The following is a 24,416-nucleotide window of genomic DNA, read 5'->3' on the forward strand; positions in this document are numbered from 1 at the left end:
CGCCTGGCCCCGCCTCAGCCGGCAAGGACTGCCCCCGAGTCCGGCGTGGACGCCAGCACCAGTTGCGGCGCCAGCGGCGCCGTGGTGTCGAGCCAGAAGTCCAGCGTCGCGGACGCGCTGTTGCCCGCCGCATCGACCTGGGTGGCGACGACCCGGCACAAGCCCTCCAGGCCTGCGAAACGCGACGCCGGGATTTCGGCCGCCTGCCACTCGAACGGGGGCTCGTCCAGGATGGCCACCGTCAGCGTCGCCGTGGGATCCAGGCCCAGGATCTCGATCGTCGGATCGGAGGTCCAGCGATCGGTCGCGCTGCTCCCTGTGTCGTGCTTGAGCCGCAGCGTCGGTACCTCGGGCGGGGTCTGGTCCAACTCGAACACCAGCGACGCTTGCGGGCTGTCGTTGCCCGCGAGGTCGGTCTGGTAGACCAGCACTGACTTGCGACCGTCGCCACCGGCCTTCGCCGCCTCGCTGCCGGGGATGCGGTCCAGGTCGCCCGGATGCCAGGTCGCGCCGCCGTCGAAGCTGTAGGACCAGCGCGCATCGGGCTCCAGGCCATGGACCCGCACGGTGCCGTCGCGGGTCAGGGGCGTGCCGTCTGGCATCGTGCCCGCGGCGAAAACCTGCAGGCCCATGACGGCCTCGGCGGGGCGGTGGCCCGTCCCGCCCGCGCCGCCGCCGGACGGCGAAGTCGATGGATCGCCGCCCGGTCCCGAGGGCCAGCCGTCGAGGGTGGGCCGCGTCGCTCCACCGCCAGCGGCGATGGCCCCCAGGGCCGAGCCACTGCCGCCACCGCCCGCGGCGCCGACGCCCAGCGCGCCAAGGCCCAGCCCGCCCAGCAGCAGGGGCAGCGGCATCAGCGAACGATCGTCGTCGCCCTGGGGCGGCGTCCGGTCCGGCGTGGAGGCCGCGCCGGGCTCCATCGCGGTCGACTGGGCATCGACGGCGGCAGGCGGGCTCGGATCCGCGGTGGCGTCGTCGTTCAGGACGTTGGTCGAGGCGTCGTTCGGCGCGTCAGTCGGGGCATCACTCGGGACGTCAGTCGGGTCGGTGGCTCGCGACCGGCCGCGGCGGGTGTCGTCCCGGGCGGTGGGCACGCCATCCGCATCGAAGTCAAGGGCAGCGGCAGGCGTCGGCAAGGAAGAGCGGGTCATGTCGAATCCAAGAGGGTGAGAGGAGCCGCCAGTGTTGGCCCGCCGGCCCGCGGGCGCATCTGCCCGGACCAGTAGCGCATCGGCCTCCGGGCCCGGACACCAGTAGGTCGACCGACTCGTTGCCGTCGTCCGGCCCGTCGCCCTGCCCGTTGTCCCCCGCTGTCCCCCCTGTCCGTCGCCATCCGTCGCTGTCCGACCGCTGTCCGTGCGAGTGTCCGCGGACACCCCAGCGCCACCGGGCCGGTGGGACAAGTCGTTGATCCGATTGAGGATTTCCACCTTGGCGCAGATGGCACGCGCCTTGCGATCCGGTGTGGCATCGATCACATGGACCACCCTCGGACACCTTCATGATTCGCGACACCTCCGGACAGGACGTTCCCCTCGCCCGCCCCCAGGGACGGCGCCGGCTGTGGCTGGCGCTGGCGGGCGCCGGGCTGTTGGCCGCCGCGTTCGCCGCCGCGCCGGCGGTGCAGCGGATGATGGGCAGCGGCAACTCGGTCAGCCTGCAGCGCCTGTCGGTGGCGACGGCCGAGATCGGCCCGCTGGTGCGCGACATCGCCGGCGAGGGCAAGGTGGTCGCCGCGATGAGCCCCACCGTCTATGCGCTGCACGGCGGCAACCTGGTGCTCAAGGTCAAGGCCGGCGACAAGGTCGCCAAGGACCAGCTGCTGGGCGTCATCGACAGCCCCGACCTGCGCGCCCGGCTCGCCCAGGAGCAGAGCAACGCCGACGCTCTGCGCACCGAGGCGCTGCGCGCCGAGGTCGACGGCCGCGAGCAGCGCGCCGCCCTGCGCTCGAGCTACGAGAACGCCGCCATCGACCTGCAGACCGCCCGCAACGACCTGGAGCGCCAGACCAAGGCCTACGAGGCCGGCGCGGTCGCCGGCATGCAGGTCGAGAAGGCCCGCGACGCGCTGGAGAAGGCGCGCATCACCGCCGCCCACGCCAAGGACGGGCTGGGCCTGAAGGACGACAGCCTCAAGTTCGAGCTCCAGGCCAAGCAGCAGGCGCTGCAACGCCAGCAGCTGCTGGTGAAGGACCTGCAGCGCCAGGTCGCCGAGCTCGAGCTGCGCTCGCCGGTGGACGGCCAGGTCGGCCAGCTGCTGGTGGCCGAGCGCGCCAACGTGAACGCGGGGACCGGCCTGCTCACCGTCGTGGACCTGAGCGCGCTCGAGGTCCAGATGCAGGTGCCGGAGAGCTTCGCCCGCGACCTGGCCATCGGCATGCCCGGCGAGATCGCCGGCAACGGCCGCCAGTGGAAGGGCCTGGTCAGCAGCGTCTCGCCGGAGGTCGTCAACAACGAGGTCGCCGCGCGGCTGCGCTTCGACGGCGCCACGCCCGACCAGCTGCGCCAGAACCAGCGCCTGTCGGTGCGCGTGCTGCTGGACCGCCGCGAGAAGGTGCTGACCGTCGCGCGCGGCAGCTTCGTCGAAGACGGCGGCGGTCGCTTCGCCTACGTCGTGCAGGACGGCCAGGCCGTCAAGCGCCCGATCCGGCTGGGCGCGCAGAGCCTGTCCAAGGTCGAGGTGCTGGAGGGCCTGCAGCCCGGCGAGCGGGTCGTCGTCTCCGGCGCGCAGGCCTTCGAAGGCGCCGAGCGGGTGACGCTCAGTCCCTGAGCGCCGCACGCGCCCTCCCCACCGGCCCCGACCACCGACGTCATCGCCCCTCCCCCGCCCCATTTATCGCCCACCACCGCCCGCGAGGAACCCCATGCTGAAAATGCAATCGCTGTCCAAGGTCTACCGCACCGAGATGATCGAGACCTACGCCCTGCGCGAGTTCAACCTGGACGTGCGCGAAGGCGAGTTCGTCGCCGTCACCGGCCCGTCGGGCTCGGGCAAGACGACCTTCCTGACCATCGCCGGCCTGCTGGAGGCCTTCACCGGCGGCCGCTACGAGCTGGACGGCGTCGACGTCAGCCGCATGGACGACACCCAGCGCTCGCGCATGCGCAACGAAAAGATCGGCTTCATCTTCCAGGCCTTCAACCTGATCCCCGACCTCAACGTGCTGGACAACATCGAGGTCCCGCTGCGCTACCGCGGCATGAAGTCGGCCGAGCGCCAGCAGCGCGCCCGCGACGCGCTGGCCCGGGTCGGGCTGTCGGCGCGCGAGCGTCACTACCCGGCCGAGCTGTCCGGCGGCCAGCAGCAGCGCGTGGCGATCGCCCGCGCGCTGGCCGGCTCGCCGCGCCTGCTGCTGGCCGACGAGCCGACCGGCAACCTCGACAGCGCGATGGCCCGCAGCGTGATGGACCTGCTGGAGGAACTGCACCGCGACGGCGCCACCATCGTGATGGTCACGCACGATCCGCAGCTCGCCGCGCGCGCGCAGCGCAACGTGCATGTGATCGACGGCCAGGTCGTCGACATCGCGGCCGAGCTGCACATGGACCCGGCGCTGCTGCGCGCCGCGGCGGCCCCGTCCAAGACGCCCACCTCGGCCTGACCATGCGCGCACGTTTCCCTTCCCGGCCGGCGGCGCTCGCGGCGGTCGTGGTGGCCGCGCTGTGCGCGGGCTGCTGCCTGCCGGCCGCCGCCGAGGACCTGCTCGAGGTCTACGCCCAGGCGCGCGGCGCCGACCCGGTGCTGTCGGGCGCGCGCGCGGTCCGCGGCGAGCAGCAGGAGCTGGCCGTCCAGGCCCGGGCCCAGCTGCTGCCGCAGTGGTCCGCCCAGTTGAGCGAGTCGCACCAGCGCGACGACGGCCGCCAGCACCAGCTCACCCACAGCCTCAGCCAGGTGCTGGTCGACCTGAGCCGGCTGCGCAGCTGGGATGCCGCCAGGACGCTGGTCAGCGCCGAGGACGCCCGCGTGCGCGCCGCCGAGGCCGACCTCTGCGCCCGCGTCGCCCGCGCCTATTTCGGCGTGCTGACGGCGCAGGCCGCGCTGGCCACCGCACAGGCGATCGAGGACGTCTACGGCCAGCAGGTGGCGCAGGCGCAGTCGCGCTTCGAGGCCAGGCTGTCCGCGTCGCTGGACGTCGAGCAGGCGCGCGCCTATTACGAGCTGGCGCGCGGCACCACCGCGCAGGCGCGCGAGGAACTGCTCGACGCCCGCCAGGCGCTGGCGCAGATCACCGGACGCATGCCGGGCGAGCTGCAGCCGCTCGCGCCCGAGCTGGCGATGCTGATGCCCGAGCCGGCCGACCCGCAGGCCTGGGTGACGCAGGCGCTGCGCGACAACCCGGCGCTGCAGGCCGCGGCGCTGGCCGTGACCGCGGGCGACCAGCGCGTGGCCGCCGCGCGCGCCGCCCACCTGCCGACGCTGAGCGCGGGCCTCGACGGGCAGCGCCTGTCCGGGCCGGCCGTCGCGCCGCAGGACACCGGCCGCTACACGACGACGATCGGGCTGAAGCTCACCATCCCGCTGTTCGCCGGCGGCGCGACCGAGTCGCAGAAGCGCCAGGCGATCTACCAGCGCGAGCAGCTGCGCGACGACCTGGAGGGCGCGCGCCGCGCGATGACCCGAGAGACGCAGGCGCAGTACCAGGCGGTGCTGTCGGCGCTCAGCCAGATGCGCACCGCCGGCGCCGCGGTGCAGGCGGCGGAGAAGGCGCTGGCCTCCACCCGCAGCGGCCTGGACCTGGGCGCACGCACGATGACCGACCTGCTGCTGGCCATCCAGACGCAGAGCAACGCCCGCAACGCCTGGGAGCAGGCGCGCCACCGCTACGTGCTGTCCAAGCTGCTGCTGCAGCAGGCGGCCGGCGCGCTCGGCGAGCCCGAGCTGGCCGCCGTCAACACGCTGCTCGGTCCGGCGCCGGTCCCGGCCCCGGTCACCACGCCTTCGACCGGGCATGCGCCCGGGACCGTGCCGGCGACCGCGTCCGTGACCACCCCTGCCGCGCTCGCGGCGCGATGAGCTGAGAGAGGACCTCCGATGCTGACCTACTACCTCGAACTGGCCCTGCGCGCCTTCCGCAGCCATCGCGGCCTGACGGTGCTGATGCTGCTGTCGATCGCGATGGGCGTGGCCGCCTGCATGACGACGCTGACGGTCTTCCACGTCCTGTCGGGCGACCCGATCCCGCACAAGAGCGACCGGCTCTTCAACGTCCAGCTCGACGCCGAGACCCGGCGCGACTGGAAGCCCGGCGACGAGCCCGAACTGCAGCTCACCCGCTTCGATGCCGAGCAGCTGCTGCGCGCCAGACGCGGCGTGCATCAAGTGATGATGACCGGCGCCTTCATCGCGATCGACCCGGCCGGTTCGGGCGACGCCGCGCAGCCGCCGTTCTTCACCGGCGGCCGCTGGACCTCGGCCGACTTCTTCACCATGTTCGACGCGCCCTTCCGCTACGGCAACGGCTGGACCGCCGCCGACGACGGCGCCGAGGCGCGCGTCGCGGTGCTCTCGGCCGAGCTCAACGACAAGCTCTTCGGCGGCCAGGACAGCCGCGGCAAGACGGTGCGGCTGCGCGACAAGGACTTCACCGTCGTCGGCGTGCTCCAGCCGTGGCGGCCGGCGCCGCACTACTTCGACCTGACGCTGGGCTCCTACGCCAAGCCGGCGGACGTCTACATCCCGCTGTCGACCTCGCTGACGCTGCGCTTCGGCGGCGCCGGCAACATGAACTGCTGGGGCCGCTCGGACGGCATCGATCCGCGCTCGCTCAACGCGCCCTGCGCCTGGCTGCAGTACTGGGTGCAGCTGGACACGCCCCAGCAGGTCGCCGACTACCGGACCTACCTGACGCAGTATTCCGACCAGCAGCGCGAGGCCGGCCGCTTCGAGCGGCCCGCCAATCCGCGGCTGACGGGCGTCATGGCGTGGCTGAGCCAGCGCAAGGTCGTGCCCAGCGACATCCAGCTGCAGGTGTGGCTGGCCTTCGGTTTCCTGGCCGTGTGCCTGACCAACACCGTGGGTCTGCTGCTGGCCAAGTGCCTGCGCCGCAGCGGCGAGATCGGCGTGCGCCGCGCGCTGGGCGCGCCGCGGCGGCAGATCTTCCTGCAGTTCCTGGTCGAGGCCGGCACGCTCGGCCTCGTGGGAGGCGTGCTGGGCCTGGCGCTGACCTGGATCGGGTTGTGGGTGGTGCGGCAGAACCCGTCGGACTACGCCCAGCTCGCGCGGCTGGACTGGCAGATGCTGGCCACGACGCTGGGCGTCTCGCTGGCGGCCAGCGTGCTGGCGGGGCTGCTGCCGGCCTGGCGCGCCTGCCAGATCACGCCCGCCATCCAGCTCAAGACGCAATGACCCGCTGACCCCGAGTCAAGGAGAACGCCGACATGGACATCCTGCCCATCCTCTCGACGCTCAAGCGTCACAAGACCGCCGCCGGGCTGATCGTGCTGCAGATCGCGCTGACCTGCGCGATCGTGTGCAACGCGCTCTTCCTGATCTTCCAGCGCATCGAGCGCATCAACGCCGACACCGGCGCCGACGAGCAGGCGCTGGTGACCTTCTCGCTGGCCAGCATGGCGCGCGTCGAGAACCCCGAGCCGCAGACGCAGGCCGACCTGGCCGCGCTGCGGCAGGTGCCGGGCGTGGCCTCGGTGACGCTGACCAACCAGTACCCGTACGGCCGCAGCTCCAACAACTCCGGCGTGCGGCTGACGCCGGACACGACGCAGTCCAGCCGCGTCGTCGCCAGCCACTACACGACCGGTCCCGGCTTCATCGGCACGATGGGGCTGAAGCTGGTCGAGGGCCGCGACTTCGAGCCCAACGAGTTCGTGCCCGGATCGACGCTGGACGCCAATCCCGATCCGCGCGTGCCGGCGGTGATCATCAACAAGACCATGGCCGAGCGGCTGTGGCCCGGCGAATCGGCGCTGGGCAAGGCGATCTACGTCTACGGCAACGAGCCGCAGCGCGTCGTCGGCGTGGTGCGCGACCTGCCCTCGCCCAACCCGGGCTCGGAGGACGAGAACGCGCTCAACACGATGATGTTCCCGGTGCAGCCGAGCTTCCGCGGCGGCGGCTTCATGATTCGCGTCGCACCGGGCGCCGATCGCGAGGCGGTGCTCAAGGCGGCCACGGCCAAGCTGCTGGCCAACAGCCCGGGGCTGCGCCGCGTGATCCGGGACCAGAACACGCTGGTCAAGCTGCGCGCGGACTACTACCGCCAGGACCGCTCGATGATCCAGCTGCTGGCCGGCGTGTGCGTCGGGCTGCTGGTGGTGACGGCCTTCGGCATCGTCGGCCTGGCCAGCTTCTGGGTGCAGCAGCGCACGCGGATGATCGGCACGCGACGGGCGCTGGGCGCCACGCGCGGCCAGATCCTGCGCTACTTCCAGACCGAGAACCTGCTGCTGTCCAGCGCCGGCATCGTGCTGGGCATGATCGGCGCCTACGGCATCAGCCTGCTGCTGATGAAGAACTACGAGCTGCCGCGCCTGCCCTGGATCTACCTGCCGATCGGCGCGCTGGTGCTGTGGACCCTGGGCCAGATCGCGGTGTTCGCGCCGGCGCGGCGGGCCGCGGCACTGCCCCCGGTGGCGGCCCTGCGCGGCGGCTGAGCGCCGGCCCCCTTGCTATGCTGCGCCACCCATGAGAACCGTCCTGATCATCGATGACCACGCCGGTGTCGGCGAGGCGCTGTCGCTGCTGCTCTCGCTGCACGACATCGAGGCGCTGTACGCGGCCTCGCCGGCCGAGGGCCTGGCCGTGCTGGCGCGGCGGCGCGTGGACCTGGTGATCCAGGACATGAACTTCAGCGCGGACACGACCTCGGGCGAGGAAGGCCGCGCGCTGTTCCAGCAGCTGCGCGAGCGTCATCCGGACCTGCCCATCATCCTGCTGACCGCCTGGACGCAGCTGGAGCAGGCGGTGGCGCTGGTCAAGGCCGGCGCGGCGGACTACCTGGCCAAGCCCTGGGACGACGCCAAGCTGCTGGCGACGGTCGAGAACCTGCTGGAGCTGGCCGAGAACGGCCGCGCGCTGCGCGAGAGCCGGCACGAGCAGCGCCAGCGCCGCGAGGAGCTGCGCCGCCGCTACCGGCTCGACGGCCTGGTCTTCGAATCCCCGGCGCTGCTGCGCTGCCTGGAGCTGGCCTGCCAGGTCGCCCGCTCGGCGGCGCCGGTGCTGGTCACCGGACCGAACGGCAGCGGCAAGGAGCGCATCGCGGCGATCGTGCATGCCAACTCGGCGGTCGCTGGCGGGCCCTTCGTGGCGATCAACTGCGGCGCGCTGCCGGGCGAGCTGATCGAGGCCGAACTCTTCGGCGCCGAGAGCGGTGCCTACACCGGTGCGGCGCGGGCGCGCGAGGGCCGCTTCGAGACCGCCGATGGCGGCACGCTGTTCCTCGACGAGATCGGCAACCTGCCGCTGGCCGGCCAGGTCAAGCTGCTGCGGGTGCTGGAGACGGGCCGCTTCGAGCGGCTGGGCTCGAGCCGCACGCGCCAGACCACGGTGCGGGTGATCTCGGCCACCAACGCCGACCTGCGCGCGATGGTGCGCGCCGGCACCTTCCGCGAGGACCTGTACTACCGGCTCAACGTCATCGAGGTCGCGCTGCCCGGCCTGGCCGAGCGGCCACAGGACATCCTGCCGCTGGCCGAGCACTTCCTGGCGGGCCGGGCCACGCTCAGCGACGGCGCCCGGGAAGCGCTGATGGCGCATCCCTGGCCCGGCAACGTGCGGGAGCTGAAGAACGCCATCGAGCGCGCGGCGCTGCTGGCGCCGGGCCATGTCGTCGGCGAGCAGGACCTGGCGCTGCCGGCCGCCGCGCCGCTGGCCTCGCGCAACCTGGACGAGCCCAGCCGCGAGGCCGTCGTCGCCGCGCTGGACGCCGCGGCCGGCGTCGTCAGCCGGGCGGCGCAGTCTCTGGGGCTGTCGCGCCAGGCGCTGTACCGGCGCATGGAGCGCTACGGGCTGAGCGCCGATGCGTGAGGCTCGCGTGGCTTGTGAGGCTTGCGCGGTGCGTCAGGCTCGCGAGGTTCGCGAGAAACGTGGGTGAGGCTCGCTCCGAGCGCCGCGGCCCGAGGCCGATGCGGAGACCGCATGCGCGAGCCTGACCCACCGCGGCGCGCGCGCTGGCACCGCTCGTTGCGGCTGCGCCTGGCGCTGTGCCTGATCGCCGCGGCGGTCGCGGCCCTGTCCATCCACCTGACGCTGACCTGGTGGCCGGTGCCGCGGCTGATGGCGGCGCTCGGACACGAGGCGCTGGCGCCCTGGAGCGCGACCGCGCTGGCGCTGACCGGCGCGCTGATGCTGCCGATCGCCTGGGGACTGGCCAGCCTGCTGCTGATGCCGCTGACGCGGCTGCTGCGCGCGCTGGAAAGCACGGTGCTGAGCTACCGCGATGGCGAGTTCGGCAGCGCGATCGCGGCCGATCCGCCAGGCGGTCTCTCGGAGCTGTCCAGCCTGATGCGGCTGCACAGCGAGCTCGGCCAGGCCCTGCGCGAGCAGCGCCAGCACCTGGCGCAGCGCGAGCTGCTGCTCGACACGGTGGTGCAGAACACGCCGGTCGCGCTGGTGCTGACCGACGCGCGCGAGCGCATCGCCTACGCCAACATCGCCGCGCGCCAGCTGATGGACCGCGGCCGGGGCCTGGCCGGCCGCGACCTGGACGAGGTGCTGTCGCAGGCGCCGGACGACCTGCGGCAGGCCTTCGCCGGCACGCAGGACGGGCTGTTCAGCGTCGTGCTCGACGGCGAGGAGGAGCGCTTCCACCTGTCGCTGCGCGACTTCCGGCTGCAGGGCCAGCCGCATCGGCTGCGGCTGCTGCGGGGGATGACGCGCGAGCTGTCGCGCCAGGAGGTCGCGAGCTGGAAGCGGGTGATCCGGGTGATCAGCCATGAGCTCAACAACTCGCTGGCGCCGATCTCGTCGCTGGCGCACAGCGGCGCGGAGCTGGCGCGGCGCGGCATGCACGAGCGGGTGCCTGGCGTCTTCGCCAGCATCGGCGACCGTGCGCAGCACCTGCACCAGTTCCTGGCCGGCTATGCGAGCTTCGCGAAGCTGCCCGCGCCGGTGCTGGCGCCGGTCGAGTGGGCGCCGTTCATCGAATCGCTGGGCGCGCATTACCCGTTCACGCTGGGCGGCGCACTGCCGGCGGCGCCGGGGCGCTTCGACGCCGCGCAGATGGCGCAGGCGCTGATCAACCTGCTGAAGAACGCGCACGAGTCCGGCAGCGCGCCGGAGGGCGTCAGCCTGAGCGTGGGCGCGCCGCGCGAGGACTGGCGCATCGAGGTCGGCGACCGCGGTCCCGGCATGACCGAGACGCAGCTGTCGCAGGCGCTGCTGCCGTTCTACTCGACCAAGCGCAGCGGCAGCGGCCTGGGTCTGGCGCTGGCGCGCGAGATCGCCGAGGCGCACGGCGGCCGGATCGCGATGGGCAACCGCGACGGCGGCGGGCTGTGGGTGGCGATCAGCTGGCCGCGGTCATGACCGCGGGCGATCTCACTTGTAGAAGGCTTCGACCTTGCCCTTGAGCTTGATCATCAGCGGCTGGCCCTTGCGGTCCAGCGTGCGGCCGGCGGGCACCTTGATCCAGCCTTCGGAGATGCAGTACTCCTCGACGTCCTTGCGTTCCTTGCCGTTGAAGAGGATGCCGATGTCGTGCTCGAACACGGCGGCGACGTAATGCTTGCTGCGCGGGTCGATGGACAGGTGGTCGGGCAGTTCGGGGCGGGTGGTGTCGCTCATGGCGGGGTCATGCAGGGGGAAACCGAAAACGCGGCATTGTCCCGCAGACGGACGCCCTAACATCGGCCGCATGCCCACCATCGACAACTCCCGCTCATCGAGCGCCCCGAGCGCATCGATCGCGCCGACCTCGTCGGTCGCCTCCCCCTTCCCCGCATCCGCCGTCGACGCGGTGACCCTGGCGGCGCTGGCGGCCTTCCCGGCCCAGCTGGCCGCGCATTTCGCGCTGTTCCCCGCCGAGGCGCGGCACTGGGCGCCGCCGTCGTGGGACGGCGTGCCGAGCGAGCCGCTGACGGCGATCGAGCAGCTGTGCCATGTGCGGGACATCGAGATCGACGGCTACCAGCAGCGCATCCGTCGCACGCTGGGCGAGGACGATCCGCTGCTGCCCTCGCTGGACACCGACGCGCTGGCGCGGGAGCGCCGCTACGGCGAGGACGATCCGGCCGCCGCGCTGGCGGCTTTCGCCGCGGCGCGCCGGAAGACGCTGGCGATGCTGGCCGAGATCACGCCGGAGCAGCTGCGGCGCCGCGCTCGCTTCGAGGGCTACGGGCCGCTGACCTTCAAGTCGCTGATCCATTACCTGTGCAGCCACGACCAGCAGCACCTCGCGGGGCTGCAGTGGGTGCTGGGGCAGTACGACGCGGCGCAAGGCGCGGCGCGCTGACGCGGTTCAACGGTGGCCGGTCCGCGGGGACCGGCCGCGGGTCATTCGTCGCAGCGCTGGACCACCGGGGTCGCGTACTCGTGGCCGACGACGGCGCGGGCGAACAGGTAGTTCTCGCGCGCCTGCTCGCTGAGCTGGTCCAGCGTGACCTGGCCGCGCTCATCGCAGGGGAAGCAAAGACCGCGACCCGCGTGGAACAGCGATTCGAAGCGCAGCAGGTAGCGGCCCTGGCCGACACCGCCGCGGACGGAGGACTGGCGCTGGAGCGCGCCGAACTGGGAGGGACTCATGGACGGACTCCGTGGCCCGCGGGGAGGATCGGGCCGGACGATCCAACCTTAGGCCCCCCAGCCCCGGCCCGCGCGTGCATACGTCGCGAATGGCGCGATTGTTTCGGATGTTCCCCGCGGTCGCGTGCTGTCCTGCGCTCGCCTACCCGCCCGCCTTCTTCGGCGCGAACCCCGCCTGCGTCAGCCAGGCCATCACCTTCTCCAGGTGATCCCCCTGGATCTCGATCGTGCCGTCCTTGACGGTGCCGCCGCTGCCGCACGCCGCCTTGAGCTTCTTCGCCGTCTCGGTCAGCTCCGCCGCCGTCATCGGCAGGCCCAGCACCACCGTCACGCCCTTGCCCTTGCGGCCTGCCGTCTCGCGTCGCACCCGCACCTTGCCGTCGCCCAGCACGGCCGAGGCCGCCTGCGCCTTGCAGCGGCAGTCCGCCTGCGCCTGCCGGCATTGCGGGCAGATCCGCCCGCTCTCCGTTGAATAGACCAGCGCCATCGCCTGCTCCCAAGTCCTTGTCCGTTGCCTCGTCCCGCGCCCGGCGCTCAGCGTGCCAGCGTCCGCGCGAAGAAGGCGTCGATCGTCCGGTACAGGTGCAGCTTCGCGCTGCGACCGGCGATGCCGTGCGCCTTGCCCGGATAGATCATCAGCTCGAAGGGCCGCGCCTCGTTCTGCAGCGCCTCGGTCAGGCGCAGCGTGTGCTCGAACAGCACGTTGTCGTCCGCCGTGCCGTGCACGATCAGCAGCGGCTTGGTCAGCAGCTTCGCGCGGTCCACCAGGTTGGCCTGCCGGTACGGCGCCGTCTGGCCGCCCTTGCCGTCCTGCGGCATGCCCAGGTAGCGCTCGGTGTAGGCGGTGTCGTAGAGCGTCCAGTCGGTCGGCGGCGCGACCGCCACCGCCGCCGCCAGCGGCGTGTCGGCGTCCAGCATCGCGCGCTCGGCCAGGAAGCCGCCGTAGGACCAGCCGAAGAAGCCGATCCTCTTCGCATCCACGCCCGCCACCTGCTTCGGCAGCTGGCGCACCGCCGCGAACAGGTCGCCGACGTCCACCTCGCCGAACGCATGCCGGTGCGCGCGCGTGAACTCGCGGTCGCGGTTCTGCATGCCGCGCGTGTCCAGCGTGAACACGCCGTAGCCGCGACGCTGCCAATAGGCGATCAGCGCGGTGTCGCGATTCCAGTTCCAGTTGGTCGTCGAGGTGCCCGGGCCGCCGTAGGCCATCGCGATCACCGGGTGCGGACCGGCCCGGCCGTCCAGCGGCGCGAAGTACAGCGCGTTCAGCGGCGTGCGTCCGTCGGCGGCGGTGATGTCCACCACCTGGGGCGCCGGCACGATGCGCGCCAGCAGCGGATCCGGCGCGTCGCCCGGCAGCGCCACCGGCTGCGCGCCGGGCCGCACCGCCTGCAGCGACAGCGCCGGCGGCTCACCCCAGGCGCCGCGCGTGACCAGCAGCTGGCCGCAGGCGCCGTCGCCGCGCGCATCGCGCCACTGGCGTGGCTGAGCGCCGTCCAGCGCGCGGCGGGTGCCGTCCAGGTCGATCGCGAACAGCTCGCGCGAGCGGCCCCGGTCGCGGGCCGCCGCGTAGACCACCGTCTTGCCGTCGCTGCACACGCGATGCGCGACCGGCTCCGGCTCGTTCGTCAGCGGGCGGCGCTCGCCGGTGCGGCGGTCCACCAGCACCAGCTGCCGTCGACCGGAAGCCTCGCTCGACCACAGCAGCGCCGGCTGGCCGGACAGCGTCAGGCCGTCGATCTCCAGCAGGTCGTCGTGGACCTCGACCCAGGCTGGATCGCGCTCGTCGATCACCGTGCGGCCGGGGCCGGCACTGTTGGCGTATTCGGTCAGCGCCAGCTTGCGCTGGTCGCGCGTGAGCGTCTGCAGCCACGGCGTGCCGTCGCCGAACCAGCCAGCCCGCGCCACGTATTCCGCATCCATCGGCAGCGGCAGCGGCGTCATGCGGCCGTCCGCCACCTGCAGCGTCCATGCGGTCACGCGGGCGTTGTGCTCGCCCGCGCCGGGGTAGCGCTGCTGCGTCATCGTCGTCCGGTCGGCGAAGATCTGCGCCCGTGTCTTCACCGGCACCGCGCTTTCGTCGACGTTCAGCGCCAGCAGCTGCTTCCCGTCCGGCGACCACCAGTAGCCGCGCTGGCGGCTCAACTCCTCCGCCGCGATGAACTCGGCCAGGCCCCAGAAGCGGGTCTCGGTCGCGCCCTTCGTCAGCGCGCGCGCGTCGCCGCCATCCAGCGGCTGCACCCACAGCTCGCCGCCCTTGACGTAGGCGATGCGGCTGCCGTCGGGCGAGCAGGTGGGGTCCTGCTCCGGCACCTGCTCGTCGGCCGTCAGGCGCTGGGCCTTCGGTCCCTGGTCGGTGAGGCGCACCAGGTACAGGTCGCCCGACAGCGGGAACAGCAGCGCCTTGCCCGACGGCCCGCACCACTGGTAACCGGTGATGCCGCCCTGCGAGATGCGCTTGCGCTCCAGCGCCATGCGCTCCGCCTCGGTCAGCTGCTGGCTGCGGCCGCCGAGCACCTCCGCCGCCGACACCAGCTTGCGCGGCGCGCCGCCGGCCGTCGGCTGCGCCCACAGCTCGAGCTGGTCGCTGTCGGTCTCCGACGGACGCAGGTAGCTGACCCAGGCGCCATCGGGCGAGATCTCGGCCTGGCGCACCAGCCGGCCCTGCAGCGGCGGATCGCCGAAGACGCGTTCGAGCGTGAGCGGCGTGACGCCCTTGTCCTTCGCCGTCGCGGCGGGCGCGGTGGAGGCGGCATCGGCGAACACCGGCGCCAATGCGGCGGCGAGCGCCAGCAGGCGCGTGGTCAGCAGGGAAGCGGTCATGCGGCGATCAGCGTGTCGCTGTCTTGTCGTTGATCGGAATCGGTGGGGCGGTCGAACGCGTCGTCGGCCTCGCAGGCGGTGGAGGCGTCGACCAGGTCGTCCTCGTCGCCGCCCTCGGGCGGTGCCTGGGGATCGAGCGCGTCGCCGAAGAGCGTCAGCGCCAGCAGATCCGGCGCGTTGATCGTGCGCACGCGCTGGTAGGTGGCCTCGGCCTCGGGATAGCGGCGGCGCAGGTAGTGCAGCCACTGCTTGAGCCGGCCGGCCTGGTGGCGCGTCGCGACCTTGCGGCGCACCTGCGCGAAGAAGCCCGCCATCAGCGGCAGCATCTCGGCCCACGGCAGCGCGCCGACCGTCGCGGCGCCCTCCACGCCGGACGTGCCGGACGCGCTGGTCCCGAGCGCGGCGCGCAGCGCCAGCGCCAGGCCCGGATCGGCCACCATGCCGCGACCGAGCATCAGCGAATGGCACCCCGATTCGCGCAGGCAGCGCAGCGCGTCCTCGACGGTCCACACCTCGCCGTTGGCCACGACGTCGATCGCGACGGCCTCGCGCACGACGGCGATCTGGTCCCAGTAGGCGGGCGGCTTGTAGCCGTCGCGCTTGGTGCGGCCATGGACGACCAGTTCCGACGCGCCGGCCGCCTCGATCGCGCGGGCGCAATCGAGCATGCGCTCGCGATCCTCGTTGCCGAGCCGCATCTTGGCCGACACCGGCAGATGCGCCGGCACCGCGCGACGCACCGCGGCGACGATCTCGCCGACGAGTTCGGGCTCGTCCAGCAGCACCGCGCCGCCGCGATGACGGTTCACCGTCTTGGCGGGGCAGCCGAAGTTCAGGTCGATGCCTTCCGGATCCAGCTCGGCCAGCCGCGCGGCGTTCTCGGCCAGGCACTGGGGATCGGAGCCCAGCAGCTGCGCCCGCACCGGCACGCCGGCGCGCGTGCGCCCGCCGTCCAGCAGCTCGGGCACGATGCGCGTGAACACGCGGCGCGGCAGCAGCTGATCGGTGACGCGGATGAACTCGGAGACGCAGCGGTCCACGCCGCCGACACGGGTCAGCGTGTCGCGCAGCATGTGGTCCAGCAAGCCCTCCATGGGCGCCAGCAGAATCATGGGAAGCGAGGGGATCCGCCGTGCTCGTGGCGCCGCGGACCGGGGTCTGGAAAGGCCGAGAGCATAGCGGAAGCGCCTGTTCCAGGGCCTCGGCGCGGCCGCGCGGGAGCGCCCACCGGGGCGGACGTCACGGGCCGTCCGCGTCGCCGCCGGTGCCGGTCTTCCCGCGCTTGGCCAGCGCCTCGTCGTGGTCGCGTACGCTCAGCCACAGCCGCACGTCGAATTCCAGCTGCGCGTAGCCCGGCTCCATGTGGTGGCACAGCGCGTAGAAGGCCTTGTCGTGCTCGAGCTCCTTCAGGTGCGCCAGCTCGTGCACGACGATCATCCGCAGGAACTCCGCCGGCGCCTCGCGGAACAGCGTCGCCACACGGATCTCGCGGCGCGTCTTGAGCCGGTTGCCCTGCACCACCGCCTGGCGCGTGTGCGTGCCCAGCGCATGCTGGATGACCTTGAGCCGGGCGTCGTAGGCCACCAGCGCCAGCGGCCCGGCGTTGCGCATGAAGCGTTGCTTCAGCGCCTGCGTGTAGTCGAACAGTGCCTTGTCGCTGCGGACCTCATGCGGCTCCGGATACTTGCGCGCCAGCAGCGGGCCAAGTTCGCCCGCGTCCAGCAACTGCCGCGCCTGCGCCACCAGCGCCGGCGAATAACCCTGCAGGTACTTCACCGCGCCGTCACTGCAGCGCCGCGGCCGGCGCGCCGTAGTGCGCGCCGATCCACTGCTCGAAGCGCTCGAACATCGCGCGCTCCGCCGCGTCGCCGCCATCGCCGTTATCGGCCAGCAGCTCCGCGCCGTGGACCACCATCACCCGCGCTTGCAGCGGCGGGCCGTCGTCGGTGCGCGCGCCTCGGCGCTCGGCCGCTTCCAGCTGGTCGAGCGCCGTCGCCCACGCCTGCTCCACCGTCTCGTCGCAGGCCTGGGCCAGGTAGCGCGCCGAGAAGCCCTCGCCGGTCAGCCGGCGCAGCGTCTGGTCATGGCTGAGGCTGTTGCCCGGCGCCCAGTAGGCGTCGGCCAGCGCGGGGCCGATCGCGGGGTTGTCGGTCAGGTAGCCGTCGCGGCGCAGGAAGAAGGCGCGCGTCTGGTAGACGGCCATGTGCGCGAGCAGGTAGCCCTGGTAGGACGCGGCGGACTCCTGGTTGAGCAGGTGCGGGATCGCCAGGATCGGCCGCGGCGCCCGGTCCACGCCCTGGATGCGCCGCTCCATCGCGCGCGCCAGCGCCAGCACCGCCTCGGGCGTGCGCTCGGCATCGGGCATCGCGTACAGCGCCGCCTCGAAGTAGGCCACCACCGCGATGGCGCGCTCGTCGAAGGCGCGCATCGGCTGCGTCGCGGCGATGCGCTCGCGGATCAGCTCGTCGGGGATCGTCGAGCCATCGACCGTGCGCGCGTAGCGCTTGAGCCAGTCCGCGTCGCCCAGCAGGCTGTCGCAGAACATCGACTGCGTCTCGGCATAGGCCATCGAGGTCGGCGCAAACTCCTGCGAGAAGCACGGCGCGTTCTGCGTCACGTTGGCGAAGTGCGCCGCATGGCCGCCTTCATGGAACAGCGTCACCAGCCCACGCGCGCCGCTGCCGACCTGGTCGGGCTTGGCCTCGGCGGTGAAGTTGATCTCGCCGGCGTGCCAGCGGCCCTGCTCGTCGAACCAGGTCGGCAGCGGGCCATGGCAGAAGCCGTTCTGGTACTTGCCCGGCCGCTGCAGCAGGTCCAGCCGCAGGGTCGCGCCGCGGTACTGGATGCCCAACCGGCGGAAGCTCTGCACCCAGCGGCGCAGCGCCGGGCCGAACGGCAGGTAGGGGTCCAGGCGCCGGGTCACGTCGCCGGCGCTGTGGAAGCGCAGGTTCCAGGGCTCCAGCGCCGAGGGGCCATGGCGCGCCACCAGCGCGTCGAGCGCGCGCCGCTGCGCGGCCTCGGTCCGCGCGACGAAGTCGTCCAGGATGCCGAACAGCTCCGCCTTGGTCATGCGCTCGTTCTTGCGCAGCTTCATCTCGAAGTAGTCGCTGAAGCCCAGTGCGCGGGCCAGCCGGTTGCGCAGCGCGACGATCTCCAGGAAGCCGTTGTCCAGCACCCAGCGCTCCACCGCCGCCAGCCCGTCGTAGGAGCTGCGCCGGCGCGACTCGTCGGGATTGGTCGACGCGTTGGTCGACAGCATGGTCAGCGTCGCGGCCTCGGTCTCGCCGCGATCGTTGACATGGGTGGGCGCGAAGTCCTTGCGCCGGGCGAAGAGGAGGCGCTCGGCCTCGATCAGCTCGGCCATCAGGCGCCGGCCCTCGTCGTTGTCGATGATGTTGGCCTCGAACACGCCCAGCCAGCCCCGCAGGCCGTGCGCCAGCGCCTTCACCGCGTCGGTGGCGAGCGTCGTCGCCTCGGCCGCCGCATCGACCGCCGCCAGGTGCGCGCGCGTGGCGGCCAGGCGGTCGGGGTCGGCGATGAAGGCCTTGTAGTCGGTCTCCGCGCGGCCGAAGCCTTCGTGGTCGTCGCTGGTGGCCATGTAGGTGGCCCAGAACAGGTCTTCCTTGCGCTTGTGCACCGCCACGTAGTCGTGGTTGAGCTGGTCGAAGAAGGCCTGGGCGGCCTGCACGGCCGGCGTGGGGAGCGAGGTGTCGGGCATCGGCGCAGCTTAGCGCAGGGCATCATGGCGCCCATGAGTCACGCCCCTGATGCCGCCGGGGACTCCGGCGACCGCCCCGAGACCGCGCCGGCCGTTCACGCCGTCGAGCTCCAGCCCCAGGGCTGGCGCTTCGACGCGCCCGAGGACCAGACCCTGCTGCTGGCCGCGCTGGACCACGGCCTGCGCCTGCCGCATTCCTGCCGCAACGGCACTTGCCGCGCCTGCATCGCCCGGCTGGTGGCGGGGCGCATCGACTACCGCATCGAATGGCCCGGCCTGTCCCGCGAGGAGAAGGACGAGGGCTGGATCCTGCCCTGCGTCGCCTGCGCGCGCTCGGACCTGGTGCTGGACCAGCCGCAGGCGATCAACCTGTTCGACGTCCCGCCGCCGCCCAGCGCCCGCGGGTGACGCCCCTCGCACGCGGCGCCGGAGCGGCGCCGACGCGAAAACCCGACACCCCCCCGCGCGGCCGCCGGTTCCGCGCTTTTGTTCACACGACACCCCGCATATCCATCGATCAGGGGCAACCCTGACAAGGCAGCATCGCGTCCGTCTCACGGAAACACCACGACGCCATCACCACGCCCACGGGGCCGGTCGGGGCGCGCAGAAGAAGGACCTCCGAATGCTGAACTTGAATCGATGGCGGCTGCGCAGCCGCGTGCTGGCCGGCTTCGCGCTGGTGATCGTGCTGATGGCGGTGGCCTCGGCGGTGGGGGTGATCCGCGTGTCGATGCTGCACCAGCGCATCGAACGCCTGGTCGAGGTCGACATGCACGCGCTGGAGCTGTCGCGCCAGTGGTCCGGCCTGACCGAGGGCAACATCCAGCGCCGCATCGTGCAGCTGGTCGTCGATGACGAGACCTTCGTCAAGGCCTTCACCGCGCGCTCCAAGGAGCTGTCGGCCCGCATCGACAAGATCCAGAAGGAGCTCGACGAGAACGTCACCGACCCGGTGGGCAGCAAGCTGATCGACGAGATCGGCGCGGCGCGCAAGAAGTACCAGGACGCGCGCGATGCCACGGTCAAGGCCAAGGAAGGCGGCGAGGACGTCAAGCCGGTGGCCGCGACGCAGCTGATCCCGGCGATGAACGACTACCTCGCGGCGATCGACAAGTTCGCCGAGCACACCCGCGACCTGCTGCAGGACGCCCGCAAGGAGGCGCAGGCCGAAGCCACGAGCACCCGCCACCTGGTCGTCACGCTGATGGTGGTGGCGATCGCGCTGGGCGTGGGCATCGCGCTGGTGATCACGCGCTCGGTGACCGAGCCGCTGGCCCAGGCCCAGGCGCTGAGCCGCGCCATCGCCGACGGCGACCTGAGCCGCCGGGGCGGCGAGGTCGACGGCACCGACGAAGTCGCCGCGCTGCGCCGCTCGCTGCAGGAGATGCAGCGCCGGCTGGCCGACACGATCGCTGGCGTGCGCTCCGCCGCGGACCAGGTCCGCCACGCGTCGTCCGAGATCGCCACCGGCAACGCCGACCTGTCCAACCGGACCGAGCAGGCCGCCAGCAGCCTGGAGGAAACCGGCGCCGCGATGGCGCAGCTCGGCGAGGGCGTGAAGCTCAATGCCGAGTCCGCCCGCGAGGCCGATGCGCTCGCGCAGACCGCCTCCCAGGTCGCCGGCCGCGGCGGCGCGATGGTGGAGCAGGTCGTGGCGACGATGAACGAGATCCAGCAGTCGTCCAACAAGATCGCCGACATCATCGGCGTCATCGACGGCATCGCGTTCCAGACCAACATCCTGGCCCTCAATGCCGCGGTCGAGGCCGCGCGCGCGGGCGAGCAGGGGCGCGGTTTCGCGGTGGTGGCCGGCGAGGTGCGCTCGCTGGCGCGCCGCAGCGCGGAGGCGGCCAAGGAGATCAAGTCGCTGATCTCGGCCTCGGTCGAACGCGTCGACGGCGGCTCCCGCCTGGTCGGCGAGACCGGCTCGACGATGCGCGAGATCGTCAGCAGCGTCGAGCGCGTGACGCGCATCATCGGCGAGATCTCGGCCTCCAGCGCGGCGCAGTCGCTGACGCTGGGCGAGATCGGCCAGGCCGTGCGACAGCTCGACCAGATGACGCAGCAGAACGCGGCGCTGGTCGAGGAATCGGCCGCGGCGGCGGAGTCGCTGAAGGACCAGTCGGCGCAGTTGGTCGACGCGGTGGCGAGCTTCAAGCTGGGCTGACCGGGCACGGCCGCTGGCCCTCACCCCCCGCCCTCCCGCAAGCGGGCGAGGGAGCCAGTGGCAGCGCGCCGACCGAGAGCATCCCCCTCTGCGAAGGGGCCAAGGGGTGCTCTGTAAACTGCCCCGATGAATGCGCCAATGCAAGGGGCCGGGCTGGCCCGCTGGACCCATCGATACGCGAGTCTGGGGCCGGATTTCTACACCGAGCTGCCCGGCACCGGCCTCCCCGACCCGCACTGGGTCGCCACCAGCCCCGATTGCGCCGCCCTGCTGGGCTGGCCCGCCGACTGGTGGACTCGCCCGGAGATGCTCCCGGCCTTCAGCGGCAACGCGCCGCTGCCCGGCATGAAGCCGCTGGCCACCGTGTACAGCGGCCATCAGTTCGGCGTCTGGGCCGGCCAGCTCGGCGACGGCCGCGCGCTGCTGCTGGGCGGCGTCGACGGCCCGAACGGCCATTTCGAACTGCAGCTCAAGGGCGCCGGCCTGACGCCCTACTCGCGTCGCGGCGACGGCCGCGCGGTGCTGCGCTCGTCGATCCGCGAGTTCCTCTGCTCCGAGGCGATGGCCGCGCTCGGCATCCCGACCACCCGCGCGCTGGCCATCACCGGCTCGACCACGCTGAAGGTGCAGCGCGAGCGCGTCGAGACCGGCGCCGTCGTCACCCGCGTTGCCCCGAGCTTCCTGCGCTTCGGCCACTTCGAGCACTTCACCCACCACGGGATGGAGGCCCGCACGCGCGAGCTCTTCGACTTCTTCATCCGCCACCACGCGCCGGAATGCGCGACCGCGCCCAATCCCGTCATTGCTGCGCTGGCCAAGGTCGCCGCGCAGACCGCGGAACTCGTCGCGCAGTGGCAGGCCGTGGGCTTCATGCATGGCGTGATGAACACCGACAACATGTCGATGCTGGGCCTGACCATCGACTACGGCCCCTTCGGTTTCATGGACGGCTTCGACCCCGGCCACATCTGCAATCACTCGGACCACCAGGGTCGTTACGCCTTCGCGCGCCAGCCGCAGGTGGCGTTCTGGAACCTGCATGCGCTGGCCCAGGCGCTGCTGCCGCTGATGCCGGGCGTCGACACCGACGCCGAGGCGGCCGGCGATGCGCTGATCGAGTCGCTGGAGATCTACCGCGAGCGCTTCGGCACCGCGCTGCTCGGCGCGATGCGCGCGAAGCTGGGCTTGAGCGCGGAGGTCGACGAGCGCGGCGAGGACGGCCCGCTGATCGACGACTGGCTGCGGCTGCTCGCCACCCATCGCACCGACTACACGATCGCGCACCGGCGCCTGTCGGGCTTCGATCCGGCGCAGCCGGTCGAGGCGGCGGCCAATGCGGTCCTGCGCGACCTGTTCCTGGACCGCGCGGCCTTCGATGCCTGGGCCGGGCGTTACGCGGCGCGCTTGAAGATCGAGCCGGCGGACGCACATGCGACCCGTGCCGCTCGCATGGACGCGGTCAATCCGGCGGTGGTGCTGCGCAATCACCTGGCCGAGACGGCGATCCAGCGGGCCGAGGCCGGCGACTTCGACGAGGTGCGCCGGCTGCTGGAGGTGCTGCGCCGCCCGTTCGACGCGCCCGCCCAGGCGTCCGACGCCGACTTCCCGCCCGACTGGGCGCAAACGCTGGAGGTTTCCTGTTCATCATGAGCCGCTACGACAAGTTCACCGAGAACGCCACCGAGGTCGACCGCGACCGCGACACCGCCTACCCCGTCCGGAAGACCGATGCCCAGTGGCGCGAGCAGCTCGACCCGACGCAGTACCAGGTCGCCCGCCACGCCGCCACCGAGCGCGCCTTCACCGGCAAGTACTGGGACCACTGGGAGGCCGGCCGCTACAACTGCGTCGGCTGCGGCACGCCGCTCTTCCAGGCCGACACCAAGTTCGACGCCGGCTGCGGCTGGCCCAGCTACTACGAGCCGATCAACGCCGAGGTCATCGAGCGCGTCGTCGACAAGACGCATGGCATGGTGCGCGTCGAGGTGCGCTGCAACCGCTGCGGCACCCACCTGGGCCACGTCTTTCCCGATGGCCCGGAACCGACGGGCGAGCGCTTCTGCATCAATTCGGCCGCGATAGACTTCGAGCCCCAGCGCTGAGCGCTGCCGAACTGGTCCCTGAATGAAGCTGTTGCTCGATTTCCTGCCGCTCCTGCTGTTCTTCGTCACGTTCAAGTACGCCGATGGGCAGCCGGAGTGGGCAGCGGCCTTCGCGACCGAGCACCTGGGTTTCCTGGTGTCCGGCGGCAAGGTCGGCCCCACCGAGGCGCCGGTGCTGCTGGCCACCCTGGTCGTGATGTTCGCCACCATCGCCCAGGTGCTCTACCTGAAGCTGCGCCGCCGCAAGGTCGACCTGATGCTGTGGGTCAGCCTGGGGCTGGTGATGACGCTGGGCGCGGCCACCGTCTACTTCCACAACGAGACCTTCATCAAGTGGAAGCCGACGATGCTGTACTGGGCGTTCTCCGCGGCCTTCCTGGTCAGCCATCTCTTCCTCGGCAAGAACCTGCTGCGCAAGATGCTGGGCGCCGAGCTGCACCTGCCGGATCCGGTCTGGGCGCGCCTGAACTGGGCCTGGGTGACCTTCTTCGCCGCGATGGGTTTTGCGAATCTTTACGTCGCTTACTCGTACAGCACCGAGGCCTGGGCCAACTTCAAGGCCTTCGGGTCGACGGGGCTGATCCTGCTGTTCACGCTCGGCCAGGGCGTCTACATGAGCCGGCACCTGCCGCAGGAGAGCGAGGCCCCGGCCGAGGAGACCAAGCCATGAGCGGCGGCGCGGGACCTTCCCCTTCGTCGGCGCCGAACCCGGCGGCGACGCCGTCGGTCGAGATCGAGGCCCGGCTGCGGGCCGCGCTGGCGCCGGTCTCGCTCTCGCTGCGGGACGACAGCGCCCACCACGCCGGCCACGCCGGCGCCCGCGAGGGCGGCCACTACTACCTCGAAATCGTGAGCCCGCGCTTTGCCGGTTTACCCAGGGTGGCGCGGCATCGGCTCGTATATCATGCGCTCGCCGATCTGATGCAGAAGGGCATACACGCGCTGGCCATCGATGCCCGCGCGCCCGACGAACAGCAGAAACCAGGTCCCTAGTAGCGCCGCCTGCCGGCGCTTTGTTTTGGAGCGTTCGCGCTCACCCGGGAGTCGAAAGGCCCTTTACCCATCATGAAGAAGTTTGTGCTTGCCGCCACCGTGGCGGCCATCGGCGCCGTGACCCTGCCGGCCATGGCCCAGAACATCGCGATCGTGAACGGCAAGCCCGTGCCCAAGGCCCGCGCCGACGTGCTGATCAGCCAGATCACGAAGGCCGGCCAGCCGCGCAGCCCGGAAATGGAATCGAAGGTGAAGGACGAGGTCGTCCTGCGCGAGATCTTCCTGCAGGAAGCCGAGAAGCGCGGCCTGAACAAGACCGACGACTACAAGAACCAGATGGAACTGGCGCGCCAGTCCCTGCTGATCCGCGAGCTGTTCTCGGACTACGCCAAGAAGAACCCGGTCAGCGAAGCCGACGCCAAGGTCGAGTACGAGAAGTTCAAGGCCCAGGCCACCGGCACCGAATTCCACGCCCGCCACATCCTGGTGGAGAAGGAAGAAGACGCCAAGGCGCTGATCAAGCAGCTCAACGGCGGCGCGAAGTTCGAGGACGTCGCGACCAAGAACTCCAAGGACACCGGCTCCGCCCAGAACGGCGGCGACCTGGGCTGGTCCGCCCCGGACGCCTACGTGCCCGAGTTCAGCGCCGCGATGGCCAAGCTCAAGGCCGGCGAGATGACGCAGGAGCCGGTCAAGTCGCAGTTCGGCTTCCACATCATCAAGCTGGAAGAGACGCGCCAGGCGCAGTTCCCGGCCTTCGACGACGTCAAGGGCCAGATCATCCAGCGCATGCAGCAGCAGAAGGTCGCGGAGTTCCAGGAAGAACTGCGCACCAAGGCCAAGACCGACTACAAGTTCTCCGCGAACTGATCGTCGTTCCGACCGGTCTTTGCTGTACCGTTCGAAGCCCGC

Annotated in this window: 23 protein-coding genes; 15 read left to right on the plus strand and 8 right to left on the minus strand. The window is 71.8% G+C overall.

Going from position 1 to position 24,416, the window contains the following annotated elements:
- Positions 1–14 precede the first annotated feature (14 nt).
- On the minus strand, positions 15–1,151 hold the full coding sequence (locus FHT37_RS11610; protein WP_183480931.1) for a hypothetical protein: 1,137 nt from the start codon (positions 1,149–1,151) through the stop codon (positions 15–17).
- Between the two features lie 350 nt (positions 1,152–1,501).
- Here FHT37_RS11610 and FHT37_RS11615 point away from each other — a divergent pair, with 350 nt between their 5' ends.
- The 7 genes from FHT37_RS11615 to FHT37_RS11645 all read left to right on the plus strand — a co-directional run bounded on the left by FHT37_RS11615 (position 1,502) and on the right by FHT37_RS11645 (position 10,483).
- Positions 1,502–2,770: an efflux RND transporter periplasmic adaptor subunit gene (locus FHT37_RS11615; RefSeq protein WP_183480934.1), complete on the plus strand. Its 1,269-nt coding sequence runs from the start codon at positions 1,502–1,504 to the stop codon at positions 2,768–2,770.
- Between the two features lie 94 nt (positions 2,771–2,864).
- The gene (locus FHT37_RS11620) at positions 2,865–3,602 is read left to right on the plus strand and encodes an ABC transporter ATP-binding protein (RefSeq protein WP_183480937.1); all 738 of its coding nucleotides are present in this window, start codon (positions 2,865–2,867) and stop codon (positions 3,600–3,602) included.
- Between the two features lie 2 nt (positions 3,603–3,604).
- On the plus strand, positions 3,605–5,014 hold the full coding sequence (locus tag FHT37_RS11625) for a TolC family outer membrane protein (protein ID WP_183480941.1): 1,410 nt from the start codon (positions 3,605–3,607) through the stop codon (positions 5,012–5,014).
- Between the two features lie 18 nt (positions 5,015–5,032).
- Complete coding sequence (locus tag FHT37_RS11630; protein WP_091734029.1) at positions 5,033–6,346, plus strand: ABC transporter permease; 1,314 nt, start codon at positions 5,033–5,035, stop codon at positions 6,344–6,346.
- A 32-nt stretch (positions 6,347–6,378) separates the two neighbouring features.
- Positions 6,379–7,611 (plus strand): ABC transporter permease, encoded by a 1,233-nt coding sequence (locus FHT37_RS11635; protein WP_183480944.1) that lies wholly within the window; start codon positions 6,379–6,381, stop codon positions 7,609–7,611.
- A 31-nt stretch (positions 7,612–7,642) separates the two neighbouring features.
- Positions 7,643–8,983: a sigma-54 dependent transcriptional regulator gene (locus FHT37_RS11640; protein ID WP_183480947.1), complete on the plus strand. Its 1,341-nt coding sequence runs from the start codon at positions 7,643–7,645 to the stop codon at positions 8,981–8,983.
- Between the two features lie 111 nt (positions 8,984–9,094).
- Positions 9,095–10,483 carry a PAS domain-containing sensor histidine kinase gene (locus FHT37_RS11645; protein WP_183480950.1) on the plus strand — a complete coding sequence of 463 codons (1,389 nt, stop codon included), beginning with the start codon at positions 9,095–9,097 and terminating at the stop codon, positions 10,481–10,483.
- Positions 10,484–10,495: 12 nt separating this feature from the next.
- Here the strand turns inward: FHT37_RS11645 and FHT37_RS11650 are convergent, their stop codons facing one another.
- The gene (locus FHT37_RS11650) at positions 10,496–10,741 is read right to left on the minus strand and encodes a DUF3297 family protein (RefSeq protein ID WP_091734035.1); all 246 of its coding nucleotides are present in this window, start codon (positions 10,739–10,741) and stop codon (positions 10,496–10,498) included.
- A 70-nt stretch (positions 10,742–10,811) separates the two neighbouring features.
- On the opposite strand from FHT37_RS11650, the gene FHT37_RS11655 reads away from it, so the two are divergent.
- Positions 10,812–11,408, plus strand: a complete 597-nt coding sequence (locus FHT37_RS11655; RefSeq protein WP_183480953.1) for a DinB family protein — start codon at positions 10,812–10,814, stop codon at positions 11,406–11,408.
- A 41-nt stretch (positions 11,409–11,449) separates the two neighbouring features.
- Here FHT37_RS11655 and FHT37_RS11660 read toward each other — a convergent pair whose 3' ends face one another.
- The 6 genes from FHT37_RS11660 to FHT37_RS11685 form a co-directional block, all read right to left on the minus strand.
- Positions 11,450–11,698, minus strand: a complete 249-nt coding sequence (locus FHT37_RS11660; RefSeq protein WP_091734038.1) for a hypothetical protein — start codon at positions 11,696–11,698, stop codon at positions 11,450–11,452.
- A gap of 142 nt (positions 11,699–11,840) precedes the next feature.
- Positions 11,841–12,185 carry a translation initiation factor Sui1 gene (locus tag FHT37_RS11665; RefSeq protein WP_091734039.1) on the minus strand — a complete coding sequence of 115 codons (345 nt, stop codon included), beginning with the start codon at positions 12,183–12,185 and terminating at the stop codon, positions 11,841–11,843.
- Positions 12,186–12,232: 47 nt separating this feature from the next.
- Positions 12,233–14,521 carry an alpha/beta fold hydrolase gene (locus tag FHT37_RS11670; RefSeq protein ID WP_183480956.1) on the minus strand — a complete coding sequence of 763 codons (2,289 nt, stop codon included), beginning with the start codon at positions 14,519–14,521 and terminating at the stop codon, positions 12,233–12,235.
- A complete protein-coding gene (locus FHT37_RS11675) occupies positions 14,518–15,633 on the minus strand; it encodes a tRNA-dihydrouridine synthase (protein ID WP_255489543.1) in 1,116 nt (371 codons plus the stop codon). Before FHT37_RS11675 ends, FHT37_RS11670 begins: the two co-directional genes overlap by 4 nt.
- Positions 15,634–15,760: 127 nt before the next feature.
- A complete protein-coding gene (locus tag FHT37_RS11680; protein WP_254783599.1) occupies positions 15,761–16,297 on the minus strand; it encodes a M48 family metallopeptidase in 537 nt (178 codons plus the stop codon).
- A 7-nt stretch (positions 16,298–16,304) separates the two neighbouring features.
- Positions 16,305–18,239 carry a M3 family metallopeptidase gene (locus FHT37_RS11685; RefSeq protein ID WP_183480959.1) on the minus strand — a complete coding sequence of 645 codons (1,935 nt, stop codon included), beginning with the start codon at positions 18,237–18,239 and terminating at the stop codon, positions 16,305–16,307.
- Between the two features lie 33 nt (positions 18,240–18,272).
- Between FHT37_RS11685 and FHT37_RS11690 the strand changes: the two genes are divergently transcribed.
- The 7 genes from FHT37_RS11690 (at position 18,273) to FHT37_RS11720 (ending at position 24,374) form a co-directional block, all read left to right on the plus strand.
- Positions 18,273–18,647 carry a 2Fe-2S iron-sulfur cluster-binding protein gene (locus tag FHT37_RS11690; protein ID WP_091734045.1) on the plus strand — a complete coding sequence of 125 codons (375 nt, stop codon included), beginning with the start codon at positions 18,273–18,275 and terminating at the stop codon, positions 18,645–18,647.
- A 217-nt stretch (positions 18,648–18,864) separates the two neighbouring features.
- A complete protein-coding gene (locus FHT37_RS25670) occupies positions 18,865–20,409 on the plus strand; it encodes a methyl-accepting chemotaxis protein (protein ID WP_091734046.1) in 1,545 nt (514 codons plus the stop codon).
- A gap of 126 nt (positions 20,410–20,535) precedes the next feature.
- On the plus strand, positions 20,536–22,059 hold the full coding sequence (locus FHT37_RS11700) for a YdiU family protein (RefSeq protein ID WP_183480962.1): 1,524 nt from the start codon (positions 20,536–20,538) through the stop codon (positions 22,057–22,059).
- Positions 22,056–22,511, plus strand: a complete 456-nt coding sequence (gene msrB, locus FHT37_RS11705) for a peptide-methionine (R)-S-oxide reductase MsrB (protein WP_091734049.1) — start codon at positions 22,056–22,058, stop codon at positions 22,509–22,511. The genes FHT37_RS11700 and msrB overlap by 4 nt, the downstream gene beginning before the upstream one ends.
- A 22-nt stretch (positions 22,512–22,533) precedes the next feature.
- The gene (locus tag FHT37_RS11710) at positions 22,534–23,181 is read left to right on the plus strand and encodes a septation protein A (RefSeq protein ID WP_091734050.1); all 648 of its coding nucleotides are present in this window, start codon (positions 22,534–22,536) and stop codon (positions 23,179–23,181) included.
- The gene (locus FHT37_RS11715; RefSeq protein WP_183480965.1) at positions 23,178–23,504 is read left to right on the plus strand and encodes a BolA family transcriptional regulator; all 327 of its coding nucleotides are present in this window, start codon (positions 23,178–23,180) and stop codon (positions 23,502–23,504) included. Before FHT37_RS11710 ends, FHT37_RS11715 begins: the two co-directional genes overlap by 4 nt.
- Positions 23,505–23,576: 72 nt before the next feature.
- Complete coding sequence (locus FHT37_RS11720; protein WP_091734053.1) at positions 23,577–24,374, plus strand: peptidylprolyl isomerase; 798 nt, start codon at positions 23,577–23,579, stop codon at positions 24,372–24,374.
- Positions 24,375–24,416: the final 42 nt, after the last annotated feature.

Origin of the sequence: Mitsuaria sp. BK037, assembly GCF_014193045.1 — a bacterium.
Classification (GTDB): domain Bacteria; phylum Pseudomonadota; class Gammaproteobacteria; order Burkholderiales; family Burkholderiaceae_C; genus Roseateles.